Raw genomic sequence first — 16,968 nt, 5'->3', positions numbered from 1 at the left:
TTAATTTTTATCGATCTTCTTCACTATTTAAAAACCAAGTTTTACCGATAGAGTATATTGCTTAGGAATTGGCATTGCTACACCTCCTGAACCCATAAACTCTGGATCTTGTCCATTCAATTTTTTTGTCGGAATACAACAAAAACAAATTCGACCCTTGAAGTTTAAACGTCGCACTGTTCAAACCTATTCCAGACAGTAATTTTTTTGGAAGGCTATAAGCCAGAGAAATCTCTTTCATTCTTACAAAAGAACCATCGGCAACTCGAGCTGTAGATAAATTGTATCCATTGTAAGCCTTACTATAGTTTACATTGTACTGACGTTGCGATAATATGGTAGGAATATCAGTAATCTCTTCATCTCCTTTTAGCATCCAGCGATCGTAAAATTCTTTCGGCATGGCATCCAGATCAGAATATTTTGCTTTAAACTGAGGTCGTAATCTCACCTTATTTCCAAATTGGTAAGTCATGAAAACATTCAACTTCCAGTTTTTGTAAGTGAACATATTACCAAAACCACCTGTAACTTTTGGATCAATGGATCCCTCGTATTTTAAATGATCGATTTTGGTCGATTGGAAATCCAGATCAGAAACAGTTAATACTCCATCTTCATTAATAAATGTAGGCAAACCTTCAGCATTGAGTCCCTTATATTGTACAGAGAATAGACTTCTTACTGGATATCCCTCCAATGGTCCTCCAACATCTTTCACCAAGTTGTAAATATTCTGGAACGATTTCAATTTTGTAATCTCATTCTTGTTGTAGGCAAAAGTCACGTTGGTTTTCCATTTAAAATCATCAGACTTCACATTGTGTGTGGTTAGTGTAAACTCAATACCATGAGATTCCATATCTGCATAATTGGCATATTTCCAGAATTCACCACCAATACCAGAAGTTTTGATATAAGCAATCAAATCAAACCCCTTACGCTGATAGGCATCCACACTCAGATTGATTCTGTTGCGAAACAAACCTAAATCCATCCCCACATTGGTTTCATACTGTTTTTCCCAAGTTAGTTCTGAATTTTCCAAACCATCAATGTACATCTGAGATTCCTGCTCTGAAATATATGGACGATCTGTCACCTGATTCATTAATACCAATGTTGAGTTATTTGCAGCTCCCATACTTGCTGTAAGTCCATAGGTAGCTCGCAACGACAAATGCGAAATCACTTCAGAATCTCTTAAGAAATCTTCATCGTGTGCATTCCATGATCCACTTACGTTCCAAGTTGGCAGCCAACGTGCAGAAGTTGATTTTCCCAACTGGTTTGAACCATCATAACGGAAAGTACCATTGATTGTATATTTTCCTGCATAAGAATAACTTCCTGTTGCAAAAAATGCAGCAAAGCGATCTCGATATTCTTGCATTCCATAATAAGAAACTCCATTTTGCAACTGCTGTCTAACAAAGTCAGGATCAATATATGGTATTCCACCTCTTTCCCACTGGTAACCAATACCATCAAATGCACTGTTTTTTCTATTGGAAGACTTAATCTCCATACCACCCATTACATTTACGATATGAATTTCCTCAAAGATTTTATTCCAGTTTGTAGTTCCTCTAAAATAATAGTTCAACAGACTATTGTCACTTCTATTGTAAAATCCTCCTTTCGGAAGAACCACTTTTGGCAATGAGTTTGGAGTTTCTAAGTCCTTGAATAGAAATTTATTGTCCTTGGCAATCTCATATGTATCATTTGCTCTATAAGCTGATGCCATATTAGAATTTTCCAAGATTTTATGCTCCTGAGTAGATTTCACATATCTAATCGAACCCACAAAATTCAGATCCAGTCCTTTTAACAACTTATAATCGATATTCGCCTGCAATTTCAAATCCAACATATCAATATCCAAATAGTTGTTTTTCATCTCATTAATGATATTGAAATCGGCATAATTCATTCTATAATATTCCAGATTTCCATTATCATCATAAGGACGCAAAACTCTACTTGTATTCAAGGCGTATGAAAATGGGTTAATATCAAAATCACGACTATATTCTCCATTCACAGGATCTTCTGTACGACTCACAGTACCGGGTGCTTTCTGCTGACGAAATGAACCTGCTGTGATAAATCCGATCTTCAACTTTTCATTTAATTGAACAGAAGCATTTGCATTAACTGTATACCTGTCTACCTCATCAGCAATAGACCATCCCTTATCTCCGTAATAACTTGTCGAGAAATAGAAACTACTCTTTTCTGTACCTCCAGTTAAACTAACCGAATGATTTTGTGTAATGTTATTGGTAAACAATTCATCAAACCAATCGGTATTAGTCATTTCATATTTCTGTAAGAATTTAGCTCTTGCTTCAGGGGTATTTTGCAAACCAAAACCCGTTGTAGGATCGTAGGTATTAATTAAATCGTACATCTTCTTATAAATCCCACCACTTTTCTGTCGAGAGATCTCCGCATGATTCAACCACCCCTTTGCTTCCAATTCACGATAAACAGACATCTGCTCACGAGAATTCATAATATTATAGTTCGAATAAGATGGTTTTAATCTCATCGTAAATTCACCAGAATATGAAACTGAAGTTGCACCTTTTTTCCCGCGCTTGGTTGTAATAACGATTACTCCATTCATTGCTCGTGCTCCATACAGAGCTGTTGCCGATGCATCCTTCAAAATCTCAAATTTTTCAATATCGTCGGAGTTCAAACCTGCAACCGCTGAACTAATTAGGGTTGCAGCATCACCAGAAGATAAATCATCAGGAGAAACGTCTACTACATCTTCCAATACAACTCCATCTACAACCCAAAGAGGTTTCTGATCTCCATAAATGGAAGAGGCACCACGAACACGTATTTTTGGTGCTGCACCAAAACTTCCGGAAACAGTTTGAACAGAAACACCCGCAGCTTTACCTTCCAGCATTTGTCCTACATCAACTACCCCAGCAACTTTGGCGTCTTCAGCTTTAACAGTCGTAGCCGAACCAGTAAACAAACGGCGGTCAGTTTTACGAAAACCATCTGATACAACAACCACTTCGCTTAACTGTTCTGAGTCAGTTTTCATGGTAATATTCAGATTAGTTTGCTTGCTTACCACTATCTCCTGAGATTGCATTCCAATAAAAGAAAAGGTCAATACCGACTTTCCTGTTGCTGGAATTTCTAGAGTAAATTCACCATCAAAATTGGTAGATACTCCATTTGTTGTTCCTTTTATTAGAACCGATACACCAGGAAGAGAAAGTCCTTGGTCATCCACCACCACACCAGAAATCTTACGCGTTTTCTCTTGCTGAACCTCACCTGATGGCTGTTTTTCTTTTACACTCTTACGAAGTGTAATTGCTTCCTGCTTGAATTCATATTCAAGTTCACTGTCTTTTAAACAATGTTGCAGTACAGATTTAACTGTTTCATCCTGTGCTTCAACCGAAACATCCTTCACTTCCTTAATATCTTCCGAACTATACAGGAAGATAAGGCCTGTTTGTTCATGAATTTCCCACAATACCTGCTCCAAGTCCGCTCCATTCAAGTTAATGGTAACTCTGGCATCCTGAGCTATGGTATTTGCCGATACACTCATTACACTGGCCAATAAAAACAAGGCTAGCATCTTCATAAATAACAACATTTTAAACAACTTTCGGGGTCGAAAGCCGTCGTTCCAACATTTTTTCATAACTTTGTGTTAATTTAGGTTGTACTTAAATTTTATTTCTGTTGCTGCAGAAATATATACATCAGGAAATGTTGGAGCATTTCCTGTTTTATTTTGCACTGATTAAAATGGTTTTTCCATTTACTTCGATATTTATTTTTCTGGTTAACTCAAACATTTCCATAATTGATTCAAATTCTTCATCCTTGTTAAAATGACCACCAAAACGAAGGTCTTTTACAGCTGGATTCATGTAAAAAACTTTTAAATCATACCAACGAGTCAATTCATTCATAATGTCTTCAAGTCTCTTTGCCTTAAACAAAAAGACACCATCCTTCCAGGATGTAAACAGATTAACATCTACATCCTGAACAAGTATTCCTTCCTTTTTAACATCTACAACTGCCTGTTGACCCGGTTTAAGCAAAGTCGATTTATCAACTTCAGAAGGATTGACTTTCACACTCCCCTCAACCAAAGTGGTGACAATTTCATTTTCATCACTGTATGCCTTTACATTAAAAGAAGTACCCAAGACCTCTATTCTGGTTCCTGACACATTTACTAAAAATGGATGTTCTTTGTCTTTGACAACCTCGAAGTAGGCCTCTCCTGTCAATTGCACCTCTCTTGTTTTACCTGAAAATTGGGTAGGAAATTTCAATGCGCTCATTGAATTCAGATAAACTTTGGTTCCATCAGTCAAACACAGCTGATAATTGGCTCCATTGGGAATTTCTACAGTATTATACAGGACCTTTGAATCTTCATTTGCCTTATTCTGATATTTCAATCGACCTGCATCTTTTTCAATCAAGGTTCCATCTTTCTCTTTCAAGGCAACATTTTCTTGATTCTCTAGGTTTACTTTGCTACCATCGGCCAATATCAATCTTGCCATTGGTTTCATTTGCTTTTGATCTTTGACTTGCCCATGCTGTTGAGGTAGAGAAGAAATATCATTATAAATAAAGTATCCTATTCCTGATAAAAACAAAGGAATCAGAATAACCGCCGCATATCTTAAAACTGTTTTAAAAGTATTAATGCTCCAATGTGGTTTAATTGTAGATTCGAATCTATCCCACCCCTTCTCAGTATTTATTTGATGTAACTGTTGGTCCCAATCCAAAAATTTTTCACGATTACGAATGCTATGATATAAGTCAAGGTTTTCCTTGCTCTCATTGAGCCAATTATCCAATTCAAGTTTCTCTTCAGTGGTAAGTTCATAATTTACCTCTCGAGCAATCAATTGAGATATTCTTATGTAGTGGTCAATCTTATCCATTTAAAAATATTTAGTGCTTAAACAATTCAGAAATAAAAGTGGGTGGGTGTCATTTGTCTTTTTTGTAAAAAAAAATGCCAGAGCTCATATAAACTCCAACATTTAACAGGTATTCAACACTTTAAATACAATCTCATTATAGAAAAACAAACATTATCAGGAGAACAACAACATCCTGCAATCTTAATCGAAGCAGACGATATGCATTGGCCTTTACTGATTTTACCGTATTTACCGAAATACTTAACCTTTCAGCAATCTCTGGATTTTTTATCCCACGCATACTCATTTCAACCACACGCTTTCCTTGTGATGGTAATACTTCAATAGCATCGTGAATAGCCATATAGGTTTCCTGTTCTATAATGTGATCTCTATAGAACAAGTCTTTCTCCATAACTTGCAAACTGTAGTCCAGAACAATTTTATTGTGTTTTAGGTAGTTCAAGCAATTGTTTCGTGTTACAGTATACAAGAAAGCCTTCACCGCACTTTGATTCTCAAAGTCATCCTTCCCTTTCCAAAGCTTAATAAAAGATTCTTGAACCATATCTGCTGCCACATCTGAATCTTGAACATACTTTTGGGCGAACAAACACAGCATTGGGTAAAATCTTTCAAAAAACTGTTGGAATTCTTTTGTCTTCCTTTTCACTTTGGTTGGTATTTATTGTTGGTTAATAATTTTTCTAAGAATTTAGAAGCTTTGGGAGACTTCCAAATCTTGCGTTTAAAATTATCTCAACAGTTGCATAAACACCTAACTTACAGCATAGACAAAAGGGGTCGTATGAATATTGCACACCCAGACAAAAGGGGTCGCAAGTTAAAAAGTAGCATTTGAATGGTGATTATTGGCTTAGATTTCTGTGCGGACAGATCAAGTTCCAGCATATAATTAATCCCACCCTTTTTTGCCTTATGGTGAGAATTTAGAACTTGTTTTTAGAATAAAATTAGAATCTATTTAAATATTCAAATAAGCTATCCGTAGACTCTAAACTTAATTTCTTTCTCAATCTATATCGACGTTTTTCGATGGCATTAACGGAAATATTAAGGATTCTGGCAATTTCTTTGGCATCCAAATTCAATCTTAGATAGGCACAAAACCTTAGTTCATTTGTATTCAGGTCGGTATGTTTCTCCAATAAACTCTTAAAAAATCCTTGATGTACTTCCTCGAAATGCATTTTAAATTTGTCCCAATCCTGATCTAAGTGAATGTTACTTTCTATTTCTTGAATCAACTTTTTTAATGCTGTTTTCACCTCTGTATTTTGAGCCAGCAATGCATCTTCCGCGAGTTTTTTAAAACTATTCAGAGTTTCGTTCTTACTTACCATGTGCAAAGCATTAGCTGCCAACTCTCTCTCTTTGTGTTTTAATTCAGACTTGTATTTGAGTTGCTTTAACTTGTTAATCTCTTCTTTGGCTTGCATCTCTTCATTCAATCGCAGGTTCTCTTGCTCTTTTTCTCTTGTTTCAGCTTCCATTTTTAGCAGTGCGAGCTGATCCATTTGCTTTTCTTGTTCCAAAAGAAGGTTTTTCCGTTCCAGACTAGTCTGCTTCAATCTCAGAAGCCTCAATATCAATACACTTATCACAAGTAAACCTCCCAAGATAATAAGAAGATTTCTCTTTTGTGTTTTTATACGAGCTTGCAAAAACTCAATCTCATTCTCTTTTTTTTCAGTTTCGTACTTTATTTGAATCTCGCTAATTTGCTTCTGAGTTTGCTCATTATATATTTCATCCTTGTATGAGAGATAAAGCCTTGTATTACTCAATGCCATTTTATAATTCCCTGATAATTCGTATGCATTGGCAAGTCCTTCATAGCATTCCATTACACGTGCTTTATCATGGTTTTCAAGTGATATTTTTAGTGCATTTTCATAGAACTCGATTGCTTTTTCATGTTTCTTATCAAATATGAAATACTGTCCTAAATTTATAGATGAAGAAATAATGCCACTTTCAAAATTATTCTTTTCCGCAATTTTTAATGCATCCCTATAATCATTCAATGCCTTATCAACTTTCCCTACTTTAAAATAAATACTTCCCCGATTATTCAAGGTAGACGAAAGTTTCAGTTTATTTCCCGAAGAAATAAAAATAGGGATAGCTTTATTTAAATATTGTAATCCCTCTTCGTATTTGCCAAGTTCATCGTATATGTTAGAAATATTAACTGACGTAAGTGCAATCTGAATTGAATCATTTTCATTTTCGTAGATATGTAACAACTTAGTAAATAATTCAAGAGCTTTATCGTGATCTTTATAAATGGAATAGATAATTGCAATATTATTCTGTAAGCCTATTTCTCTTTCTTTATACCCTATTAATTCAGCCTTTTCGAGAGCTTTGAAATAATAGGTCTGAGCTTCTTTATAGTTTCCTATATGAAAATAAGTAATTCCTATTTCGTTCAATGCATTTACTAATGAATAATCCAACTCATTTTCAATGGCAATTTTTTGGGCTTTTTTAAATGTCTGAAGACCTTCAAAATAATTTCCCAAATTAGAGTGTTCGCGCCCCAAATATATTAATGCCTTAATTTCATTATCAGGTTGTCTCAATTCTCTGGCCAAATCAAGGGCTTGCCTACTGTAAAGAATACATTTCTCAGAATCTTTTTCTACCAGGCTTTCACAAAGTTTCAATAATACATCTAGCTTTGCTTGCCCTGAAGAACTGATAAGTTTTGTTTCCAAGCTATCAAGCCTATTTATTTGTATAGTAGAATTAGCATCTGAGTTTGAAAAAAATAATGTTAAAAGAAGTATAGTAAGTAGAAAGCTTTTCATAAGGCAAGTATTATACAGGTCAAATATATAGATTTATACCTAGCTTGAAAACAATTTTATCTATAGGATAATTAAAATATTTAGCAAAAGGCAGGCAGTAGCTTTGACTTGTTCACTTTATTCCCACAAAATCATCTTTTTAATACGTGTATTTGTTTAGATAGCTGTCATAGTAGTAAATCAATACTATAAAAATATGAAAACACGAATATATACACTATTATTTCTCCTTGGTTTACTGAGCATGCAATCATGCAGCAAATCTGCCCTTAGCGATATTGAATTGACTGATCCATCACTATTGAAAGTTTCGGTGCGAATCGCACAAGATTACAATAACAATAAGGAAGTACAGGTTTTTATCAGGGATAAAAATAGTAGGCCTGTTCAACTGGAAAACGGATGGGTTGAAGTAAATGGAATTGTTGCACATTGGAGTCGCGCCGATATTCATTCACTAAGTGAGCGAGGTTATATTTACCACCCCGATGAATATGAGCATGATTTTCGAATATACATTCACTTGAATCCTTATGATGTATACTGGTTCGATTTAAATCCATCAACCGGTTTTCCAGGTTTTATTCGTAACTATCCATTACATGATGATGAATTCCATCCTGAATATGATCCATATATAGATGATCATTACCAGCTGTATGATATGCCTTTCAGAAATGAAATTGTGAAGGTGAATTATAAAATTCTAAAACCCAGATAATAATTGAAAGGTGGCTATTTTTACTCTATAGTCACCCTTCTTTTTAATCAAAGCAAAACGTTTTTTACCCAAGATAAATTCTCCTGTGAGTTTTCAATATTATTTTCCATTATATTCAACTCAAGAATTCTATCGGGCTTAATGAGGTGAAAGGGAAAGTATTTTAAACAGTTATTTCTAAGGTATATGTTGCTTATTGATGTAGATTTTAAAATATGCTCTACACCTTCAGATAACAAATTATCGGTAAAGTCGATTAGTTTTAAAGTATCACAATTTTGAATCAATTCAGGAACTTTGGTAAATAGGTTATTTCCAAGGTATAACCTTTGAAGTACTGGTAAAGTGCTTATTGATTGAGGCAATTCTTGAATCTGATTGTTGCGAATATCAAGGTATGATAAATTCCTGAGTTCTTTAATTTCTTCAGGAATAGATTCCAATTGATTTTCTTGAATATCCAAAAACTGCAAATGTGTTAATTTAAATAAAGCAGAAGGCCAATTCCCATTCAAGTTGCACTTGGCAATATTCAAATGCGTAACATGTCCTGAGTCGTTCAATTGATAGCCTTTGATTAACCATGTAACTTTTCGCACCTGTTTTAGGTTTCGATTTATTTGACCGCTTAGTTCCTCAATAATTTTTACATCCTTCATTTATGCAATTCAAGTAGGTTTCTTGTGTGCAAAATAGTAAAAAGTTAATAGCTGTACCAAACAAAATAAACATTCCGAACATATTTTCCGTTTTGGTATCTCAAGCCTGCTAAGTTTTGTATACTTTTGAATCATCAAAATCGCCTCGATTAGAATAAATATAGATTTATACGAATGGAAGAAATTAAGTCAAGAGTATTACAAGTATTAACAGATGGTAATTTAGATTATCGACAAAAAAAGCACCATTTGGCCTATATTGCAGAGAGCTCTCAGGATTATCCAACAATATCGGAAGAAGCAAAGGATGCATTAGATCAAAAAATCATTTGCGACTTGTTTGAAGGAAGTGCACCTTACCGTCCAAGATATGTACTTCCAGATTATGCTTATGCCTTAAAAAATGGCGTTGAGTATCTTGAATTAGATCCTCCTACAAATTTCGATGAAGCGATTAATTTTCTATCGATTCTTTACCTTCAGGTTCCTTCCATTACTGGTTATTCAGTATATCTGGGCAATATTGATACGCTACTTCTTGATTATGTTGGCGATTTATCGGAAGATGAAATCTATAGAAAAATGAAGCTTTTTTGGCGATTTATTGATAGAAGTCTGCCTGATGCTTTTGTACACATTAACATCGGTCCGGTAGATAATGTAATTGCCAGAACTGTTTTAAGAATTGAGAGAGAATTAAAGCAGGTTGTTCCCAATCTTACTTTGAAATATGATTCTGAACTAACATCGGATGAACTTCTACTTGAGGCAAGCAAAACCGTATTTGAGGTAGCAAAACCTCATGTCGCCAATCACAAGATGACTGCTTCTGATTTTAAAGGAGATTATGGCGTAGTAAGTTGTTATAATTCTTTGCCAATAGGTGGCGGATCTCATACGCTTATTCGTTTAAACCTGAAAAAGATTACCGATCTGCATAAGGGCGATATCAAAAGCTTTTTATCGGATACTTTAAAAAAGTATTGTGAGATGACATTGGATGTTATCGAGGCCAGAAGTAAATATTTGGTGGAAACTGTAAAGTATTACGATACAGATTTTCTTGCCAAAGAGAGAATTATTTCTTTAGCTAATTTCTCTGCCATGTTTGGCTTTTATGGTCTTGCTGAATGTGTTAACCAATTAATAGAAAAAAGTGGCAGAGAACATACATATGGAAAGAATGAAGAGGCCAATGAACTTGCACGCCTGATTTTAGAGACGATGAAGAAATATGTTGACGCAAGGGAACTACCCTATTGTGAAGCCAATGATGGCAGAGCATTTTTTCACTCACAGTCGGGTATTGATATTGATATAGAAGAAACTGCAGGAGCCAGAATTCCAATTGGTAGCGAACCAGATATTTATTCCCATATTAATACAGTGGCTCCACATCATCATCTGTTTAATGGTGGTATTAGTGACATTTTTCATTTCGATGAAACGGTAAAACGAAATCCAACTGCTATTCTGGATATCATCAAAGGAGCATTTTCAAAAGGAATGAGAATGTTTACCTTTAATTTATCGGATGGTGAATTTATTCGCATTACAGGATATTTAGTAAGAAGAAGTGACTTGAAAGAGTTTAGAGAAGAGGGCTCGAGATATGGAAGTACACTTTTTGCTGCCAATTCTATGGATAATGCCAATGTAGACAATCGTGTTTCGAAACGAGTTATTTCCAATGAGCAAGTTGCAAGCAAATATTAGTGGTATTATTAAATCGAGTGTGATTGATGGACCAGGAAATCGCATGGTTATTTTCTTTCAGGAATGTAACTTAAACTGCATGTACTGTCACAATTCTCACACCATCGGATTGTGCAATTTGTGTGGCACTTGTGTTGATACATGTCCCACTAACAGTTTGCAAATTGATTCTGAAAATCAACAAATCATTCACGATGTAAACACATGTAATCGTTGCGATAAATGTTTGGAAATTTGCCCTGAAAATAGCAGTCCATTTTACAAACAAATGTCGGTTGAGAATATCATTTCTGAAATTCATGAGGTAAAAGATTTTATTTCGGGCATAACCGTATCTGGTGGTGAAGTAATGCTTCATGCTCCATTCTTAAAGTTGTTATTTCAGAAAATTAGATCCAATTCAGAACTGAAACATTTGTCCATTTTAATTGACTCTAACGGAAATATAAATCAAGAGAAATGGGACTCTCTCCTGCCCTATATTGATGGTGTAATGCTGGATATCAAAGCATATTCGGTTGATATACACAAGCAAATCACTGGATATTCCAACGAGAAGATTTTAAACTCAGTTGCTTATCTGAACCTTAAAAACAAACTATGTGAGCTTCGTTTTGTTTTGGTTCCCAATTACAATAACGATGAAATCGAAATTATGAATATTGCCAATTTGATGAAATCGGTATCTCCATCAGTAAGAAAAACTTTAATTAAGATGCGAAATCATGGTATTAGAAAAGAATTTGCATACCTAAAAGAACCAAATGAAGATGAAATGATTCATGCAAAAAGTATTCTTACACAATCAGATTTAGATATTCTTGTTATATAAGAAAACTGATATTACCATTGATAAATTAACAGATACAAAAGTATTAAAGGAATAATCAATAAAAATCCCAACCATGCATTCGACTTGTTCTGACAGACCATCATGTACTTGGGTCTCTCCCTTCCTGAAATTAAAGATTGAATATACAGAATTGCAAAGCGAATGGCTCCTCCAATAAAACAAAAAATAGGATGCATAATTATAAAGTCTAACTTTGAGCTTACAAGATAGTATTAAAAGCATGAAGAAAAATAAATTTAAACAACTTAACGAGAAAGAGATTCAGGATTATATCGAAAAACATAAGCTTAATGCACAAAGGACGGAATCCGGTTTACACTATGTAATTGTAAACAAAGGCGAAGGCAAAAGTCCCATTGCTGATTGCAATGTATCCATTAGCTATATTGGTTACTTTACCAATGGTACAATTTTCGACAAAAGTGAAAACCTGGAAATTAACCTATCTGTAGTTATCGAAGGTTGGAAAGAAGGATTATCCTATTTTAAAGAAGGAGGAGAAGGAATTTTAATCATCCCATCTCATTTGGCTTATGGAAGTACTGATTATGGAGCAATTCCTGGAGGTTCAGTACTGATATTTGATATTATTCTGACTAAAGTTTTTTAAATAAAAAAGCCTGATTAAATCAATTATCAGGCTTCTTTATACTTAGCATTTAAGTATTATATTCTTTTCATCATATGTTCAAGCTCCTTGATTTGAGCTGAAAGCATTTTTTGCTTGTCTAAGCTCTTGGCTTCTTGCAAGTAGTATTTAGATAGTTGCTTATTTCTTCTTGACAGGTAAATTCCTGACAAATTTAAATTGGCAACTGCCTTATCCGTTTTCATTCTTAAACCAATATTCAAGGCTTTTTTAAACTGTTTTTCTGCCACAGAGTTTTTATGCTCTTGAGAATGAATCAATCCAGATAAATAGTAGTAATACGCCTCCTGACTTTTGATCATTCTTTCTGGATGCTTTACTCCTGCTAAAACTTTTCCAGCAGATTGAAACTTATTTTTCCTTAAAAAATAAAAGGCAATAAGATTTTTCTCATTCTTAAAATATGTAAGAACAAATAATCCAGACAACAATACTGCCAACACTCCTAATCCTATAAAAGAATTTATAAATAGAAAGATTGAACCCAACAGTAGAATTCCAGCAATAATCAATCTTATAATATTATTCAACATGATATGTAATTTTAAAATTGCACTACAAAACAAAGCATTTTTTGTTAAAAACCAAGAGTGCAAGGCAGGTGTTTTACTATTTAATATTCTTTCTATTTAAACCTTTTGTTTTTATTGATTTTACAAGTGATTGAATACGAGTCATCCAAAATAAAATAGACTTTGGTTTGTAAATCCCCAAAGCCTATATTTATTTCTAATCGATATAATTAAAGTTCCAAATATCATTTTTCCGAATTACTTTGCACGGGTTACCAAATGCAATGCTATTGGCCGGAATGTCTTTGGTAACAACACTGCCCATTCCCACAAATGAATTGTCACCAATCTTTACATTGTTCTTGATAATTGCTCCTGAGCCTATTTCACAGCCTTTACCTATTGTAACACTTCCAGAAGTTATCACGCCAGGATTGATATCAGTAAAATCACCAATAACATTGTGATGCCCAATTTTTGCACCACGCTTAATACTTACCCCAAAACCAATTTTGGTTTGTGCACTAACAATGCACTGATGATCCATTAAAAGTGCTTTGTCAAATTGAGTACTAAGGCTAATAATGGATGAGTTTGCTATTAAGTTGGTGTAATCCTTCTTCTTTAGAACCTTTGAAAAACTCTGATAAACAGGATATTTATTTTTGGGACTTGCCAATCCAAATAGCAAAGGCAAATTGTTGTTAATTTCTGATTTATCTTTTACCTGAATAGGAATCTCCATCAAATGATCATTAAGCTTTGCCTGCATTTCAATATTCAGAAAAACCTGCAAATCTATTTCACTTTCATGATTGTAATAGAGTAAATCATGAATTACACAAATCCAATTCGGATCAAATCCTAGTAACTGGCACACATTTTTTTGCGACTTCATTATTTCTAAATCCAAGTTGACCAAATTCTTTAGGAGAAAAATACTGTTTATCGTGAATTGCAATTAACGAATGGATGCGCTTCACCAACTCAATATTGCTTGCATGGCGTGATCTCCTTTCATCCCACCAAATGTTGTCCTCCAGCCCCACTCGCACACCATACCCCATTGCAATTGCTGCTGCATTTACTTTCAGTTGATCGGCAGCTAAACCAGCTAAAGCCACGAAATGATCTTCTGGAATTTCGGATAAAGCCGTTCCCATTTGTTGAAAACTAGCTTGAAAACCAGCAATATTTCCAAATAATAAATTCCAATAGAATGGACCTTCTACAATTCCCTTTTTGATTAAATATTTACCGTAATTGACCATACCCAAATCGAAACACTCCAGTTCAGTTCTTACGCCATATTCTTTCATCTTAAGAGCCAAACGCTGCACCATATCGGGAGCATTTACCGAGGCTTGTTTCACAAAATTCAAACTACTTAAGGTCAGCGAACACATATCCGGCTTTAACTCTATGACTTCAGATCTCTTTTCAAATTCGGGAAAATTCCTGCCTGAGGTACTGCCACATATAATTAAATCGGGGCAATATTTTCGTACCCCTTCAAAAATGTCTCGATATACATTTTTTCTGTAAGTTGGCACATCTTCCTCTCCACGTGCATGAAGATGTGCAATGGTGATCCCAATTTCGTAGGCCTCATGAGTTTGTTCAATAATTTCTTGTGGAGAAACCGGCACAAATGGTGTCATATCCTTTGTAGGCACCATTCCGGTTGGGCAAAAATTTATAATAATCTCATTGTTCTTCATCTATTGTATAGTTAATGGTGTATTATTAAATATACAATATTTTTCTTTTTTTATACAATTAAGACCTCGAACGTATGTGCAGATTTACAACGCTTTAACTATTCTTAAACAGATTTATCTCATCTTAATTTTAAGATCACTTTAAGCCTTAATTCAAAAAAAATCCTCCTTATCATACAATAAGGAGGCATATATTTGAATTTATTTATTCAGCTCCAATGGATATTCTAAATCGAAGTGCTTTTTCCCGAAAATCATCGAACTCTCCATATTCAATAAACCTACTTACTCTGCCATTACATTTCTTGCAGGTTCCTTTTATCAGGATATCATTCATATCATTCAGAAAGTTTTCTTTTACCTCTACACCCTTTGCACACATTTCCTTGCAATGTACACAATAAGTGCCTTCCTGAACAATATAGTCGTAAGCTGCTTTTTCCTCTTCATCTAAAAGAACATTTAGTTGAAACAAGTTGAGTTTAATCTCTTTTAATTTACTCATTATATAACACTTAGTATATTTAATGCAGTAGTTTTTCTAAAAAAAAATTGTATTACGAATTTAGGAATATTCTGACTTATGACAAATTTTTTCTTATGCTTTTTATAAGCAATATTAACATTTCCAGATAAAATACCAGTCTTACTATTAACCGCAGCGAAACCATTGGTAAAACTCATCCAATAAATCAATTAGACGTTTGGTTTCGTAAATATTTACCAATCGTTTTAATATCCTCCTATTTAAATCAGACACAAAACTCTTTTTCTTCAAAATATCCTATTATCTTTGTGCAAAACAATATTACAAAATGAGTTTATATCGCCTAATTATACGTCCTGTATTAATACAATTCGATGCTGAAAAAATTCACAAGTTTACTTTTTCATGCTTAATCTTTTTTCAAAAGATTGCCTTTATTCGCAAAATTTCTTCATTATTCCTTACCCAAAAACACCCTTCACTAGAACGTGAGCTATTTGGTTTAAAATTTCCAAACCCGATAGGTCTTGCTGCGGGATTGGATAAAAATGCTGAAGCATTTGATATGCTAGGAAGTATGGGTTTTGGTTTTATTGAGATTGGTACCTTAACTCCCAAACCTCAGGAAGGAAATCCCAAACCTCGCTTATTCAGATTTGTAAATGACAAGGCCATTGTGAATAGAATGGGATTTAATAATGATGGCGTTTTGGAAGCAGTAAAACGACTAAAGAGAAAGAAAACCAATATTATAATTGGTGGGAACATTGGTAAAAACAAAGTCACACCTAATCAACGTGCCAGCGATGATTATATTAACTGTTTTGAAGCTTTGTATCCATATGTTGATTACTTTGTGGTGAATGTGAGTTCTCCGAATACTCCTAATCTTAGGGCATTGCAAGATAAGGAACCCTTAAAAGATCTATTGAATAAATTAATGGGATTGAATAAAATCAAAAAGAAAACCAAAGCAATCCTGCTAAAAATCGCCCCTGATGTAAATGAGGCACAGCTAGATGATATTATTGATATAGTTACAGAAACCAATATTGCCGGAATTGTTGCAACAAATACAACTATATCGAGAGATGGATTGAGCTATTCGGATGAAGAAATTGAAGCGGTTGGTGCAGGTGGTTTAAGCGGAAATCCTTTAAAGCAAAAGTCCACGGAAGTAATACGCTACATCCACAAAAAATCGAATGGGAAAATACCAATTATAGGAGTTGGTGGTATTATGACCGTTGAAGATGCTCTTGAAAAATTAGATGCTGGAGCTTCGCTGGTTCAGATCTATACTGGGTTTATATATGGTGGTCCTGGTCTGATTAAAAATATCAATAAAGCGCTAATCAAACGAGCCAATCACATATCCTAATTCCCAAATAAGATCTACAAAATCTCTTGTATCGTATAGTTTTGCCCTTTAAATGTAAGATTATCTCCTTTTCGTTTCCCTTTAAAGGCTTGGACCAATTCGGATTGAAATGAAACGATGAAATAGTTCTGTCCATTCAATTCCATCTGTCCCAAACCTGCCAAAACGTAAAAAGATATGTGGTTGGTAATTACCAGTGAACCTAACTGAACAGTTTCATTGTTGATTTTAGGACTAATCCTATCCACAACACTTTTTAGTTTTTGGTTGTTTGCTAATTGTCGCATCACCTTTTCTTGCTCAAGATGCATCATTGCTCTACCCGTTTCATGCTTGTCTCCTGCTGTACTTTTGGTTTCATTGCCGACAGATTCTTTTAATGCCGATAGCGATTCTTGGTTTGTCTTGATTTTAGATTGAATTAGTTCTTGCACTTGGTTGTACAAGTCTACTTTTAGTGTGTCTGGTTTATTCATTATTGTATTC

General features: G+C 34.4%; 16 protein-coding genes. 5 read left to right on the top strand and 11 right to left on the bottom strand.

Annotated elements, in window-relative coordinates; translation table 11 throughout:
* Nucleotides 1–61: 61 nt before the first annotated feature.
* The 4 genes from JCM15579_RS14995 to JCM15579_RS14975 form a co-directional block, all read right to left on the bottom strand.
* On the bottom strand, nucleotides 62–3,631 hold the full coding sequence (locus JCM15579_RS14995; protein WP_218186192.1) for a SusC/RagA family TonB-linked outer membrane protein: 3,570 nt from the start codon (nucleotides 3,629–3,631) through the stop codon (nucleotides 62–64).
* 148 nt (nucleotides 3,632–3,779) lie between these two features.
* Nucleotides 3,780–4,964 (bottom strand): FecR family protein, encoded by a 1,185-nt coding sequence (locus tag JCM15579_RS14990; protein ID WP_054721253.1) that lies wholly within the window; start codon nucleotides 4,962–4,964, stop codon nucleotides 3,780–3,782.
* Between the two features lie 136 nt (nucleotides 4,965–5,100).
* Complete coding sequence (locus JCM15579_RS14985; protein ID WP_157471501.1) at nucleotides 5,101–5,619, bottom strand: RNA polymerase sigma-70 factor; 519 nt, start codon at nucleotides 5,617–5,619, stop codon at nucleotides 5,101–5,103.
* Between the two features lie 301 nt (nucleotides 5,620–5,920).
* Nucleotides 5,921–7,783, bottom strand: coding sequence for a tetratricopeptide repeat protein (locus JCM15579_RS14975; protein ID WP_083464704.1), 1,863 nt, complete (start codon nucleotides 7,781–7,783; stop codon nucleotides 5,921–5,923).
* A 196-nt stretch (nucleotides 7,784–7,979) separates the two neighbouring features.
* Here JCM15579_RS14975 and JCM15579_RS14970 point away from each other — a divergent pair, with 196 nt between their 5' ends.
* A complete protein-coding gene (locus JCM15579_RS14970; protein ID WP_054721249.1) occupies nucleotides 7,980–8,504 on the top strand; it encodes a hypothetical protein in 525 nt (174 codons plus the stop codon).
* Nucleotides 8,505–8,551: 47 nt separating this feature from the next.
* Here JCM15579_RS14970 and JCM15579_RS14965 read toward each other — a convergent pair whose 3' ends face one another.
* The gene (locus JCM15579_RS14965; protein WP_054721248.1) at nucleotides 8,552–9,163 is read right to left on the bottom strand and encodes a leucine-rich repeat domain-containing protein; all 612 of its coding nucleotides are present in this window, start codon (nucleotides 9,161–9,163) and stop codon (nucleotides 8,552–8,554) included.
* 174 nt (nucleotides 9,164–9,337) lie between these two features.
* Between JCM15579_RS14965 and JCM15579_RS14960 the strand changes: the two genes are divergently transcribed.
* The gene (locus JCM15579_RS14960) at nucleotides 9,338–10,879 is read left to right on the top strand and encodes a YjjI family glycine radical enzyme (protein WP_054721247.1); all 1,542 of its coding nucleotides are present in this window, start codon (nucleotides 9,338–9,340) and stop codon (nucleotides 10,877–10,879) included.
* A complete protein-coding gene (locus tag JCM15579_RS14955; RefSeq protein ID WP_054721246.1) occupies nucleotides 10,854–11,711 on the top strand; it encodes a YjjW family glycine radical enzyme activase in 858 nt (285 codons plus the stop codon). The genes JCM15579_RS14960 and JCM15579_RS14955 overlap by 26 nt, the downstream gene beginning before the upstream one ends.
* Before the next feature lie 11 nt (nucleotides 11,712–11,722).
* Here JCM15579_RS14955 and JCM15579_RS20445 read toward each other — a convergent pair whose 3' ends face one another.
* Nucleotides 11,723–11,908 carry a hypothetical protein gene (locus JCM15579_RS20445; protein WP_054721245.1) on the bottom strand — a complete coding sequence of 62 codons (186 nt, stop codon included), beginning with the start codon at nucleotides 11,906–11,908 and terminating at the stop codon, nucleotides 11,723–11,725.
* 44 nt (nucleotides 11,909–11,952) lie between these two features.
* Here JCM15579_RS20445 and JCM15579_RS14945 point away from each other — a divergent pair, with 44 nt between their 5' ends.
* Nucleotides 11,953–12,342 (top strand): FKBP-type peptidyl-prolyl cis-trans isomerase, encoded by a 390-nt coding sequence (locus tag JCM15579_RS14945; RefSeq protein WP_054721244.1) that lies wholly within the window; start codon nucleotides 11,953–11,955, stop codon nucleotides 12,340–12,342.
* A gap of 56 nt (nucleotides 12,343–12,398) precedes the next feature.
* Here the strand turns inward: JCM15579_RS14945 and JCM15579_RS14940 are convergent, their stop codons facing one another.
* The 4 genes from JCM15579_RS14940 to JCM15579_RS14925 form a co-directional block, all read right to left on the bottom strand.
* Nucleotides 12,399–12,914: a hypothetical protein gene (locus JCM15579_RS14940; RefSeq protein ID WP_054721243.1), complete on the bottom strand. Its 516-nt coding sequence runs from the start codon at nucleotides 12,912–12,914 to the stop codon at nucleotides 12,399–12,401.
* A 196-nt stretch (nucleotides 12,915–13,110) separates the two neighbouring features.
* The gene (locus JCM15579_RS14935) at nucleotides 13,111–13,791 is read right to left on the bottom strand and encodes a DapH/DapD/GlmU-related protein (RefSeq protein WP_054721242.1); all 681 of its coding nucleotides are present in this window, start codon (nucleotides 13,789–13,791) and stop codon (nucleotides 13,111–13,113) included.
* On the bottom strand, nucleotides 13,751–14,614 hold the full coding sequence (locus JCM15579_RS14930) for a beta-keto acid cleavage family enzyme (protein WP_054721241.1): 864 nt from the start codon (nucleotides 14,612–14,614) through the stop codon (nucleotides 13,751–13,753). The genes JCM15579_RS14935 and JCM15579_RS14930 overlap by 41 nt, the downstream gene beginning before the upstream one ends.
* A 205-nt stretch (nucleotides 14,615–14,819) precedes the next feature.
* A complete protein-coding gene (locus JCM15579_RS14925) occupies nucleotides 14,820–15,119 on the bottom strand; it encodes a hypothetical protein (protein WP_054721240.1) in 300 nt (99 codons plus the stop codon).
* A gap of 310 nt (nucleotides 15,120–15,429) precedes the next feature.
* On the opposite strand from JCM15579_RS14925, the gene JCM15579_RS14915 reads away from it, so the two are divergent.
* Nucleotides 15,430–16,482, top strand: coding sequence for a quinone-dependent dihydroorotate dehydrogenase (locus JCM15579_RS14915; protein ID WP_054721238.1), 1,053 nt, complete (start codon nucleotides 15,430–15,432; stop codon nucleotides 16,480–16,482).
* Nucleotides 16,483–16,496: 14 nt separating this feature from the next.
* Here JCM15579_RS14915 and JCM15579_RS14910 read toward each other — a convergent pair whose 3' ends face one another.
* Complete coding sequence (locus JCM15579_RS14910) at nucleotides 16,497–16,958, bottom strand: hypothetical protein (protein ID WP_054721237.1); 462 nt, start codon at nucleotides 16,956–16,958, stop codon at nucleotides 16,497–16,499.
* Nucleotides 16,959–16,968 lie beyond the last annotated feature (10 nt).

The organism is Marinifilum fragile JCM 15579, assembly GCF_001310955.1.
Lineage (GTDB): Bacteria > Bacteroidota > Bacteroidia > Bacteroidales > Marinifilaceae > Marinifilum > Marinifilum fragile.
This window is presented reverse-complemented; position numbering and strand designations above follow the sequence as displayed.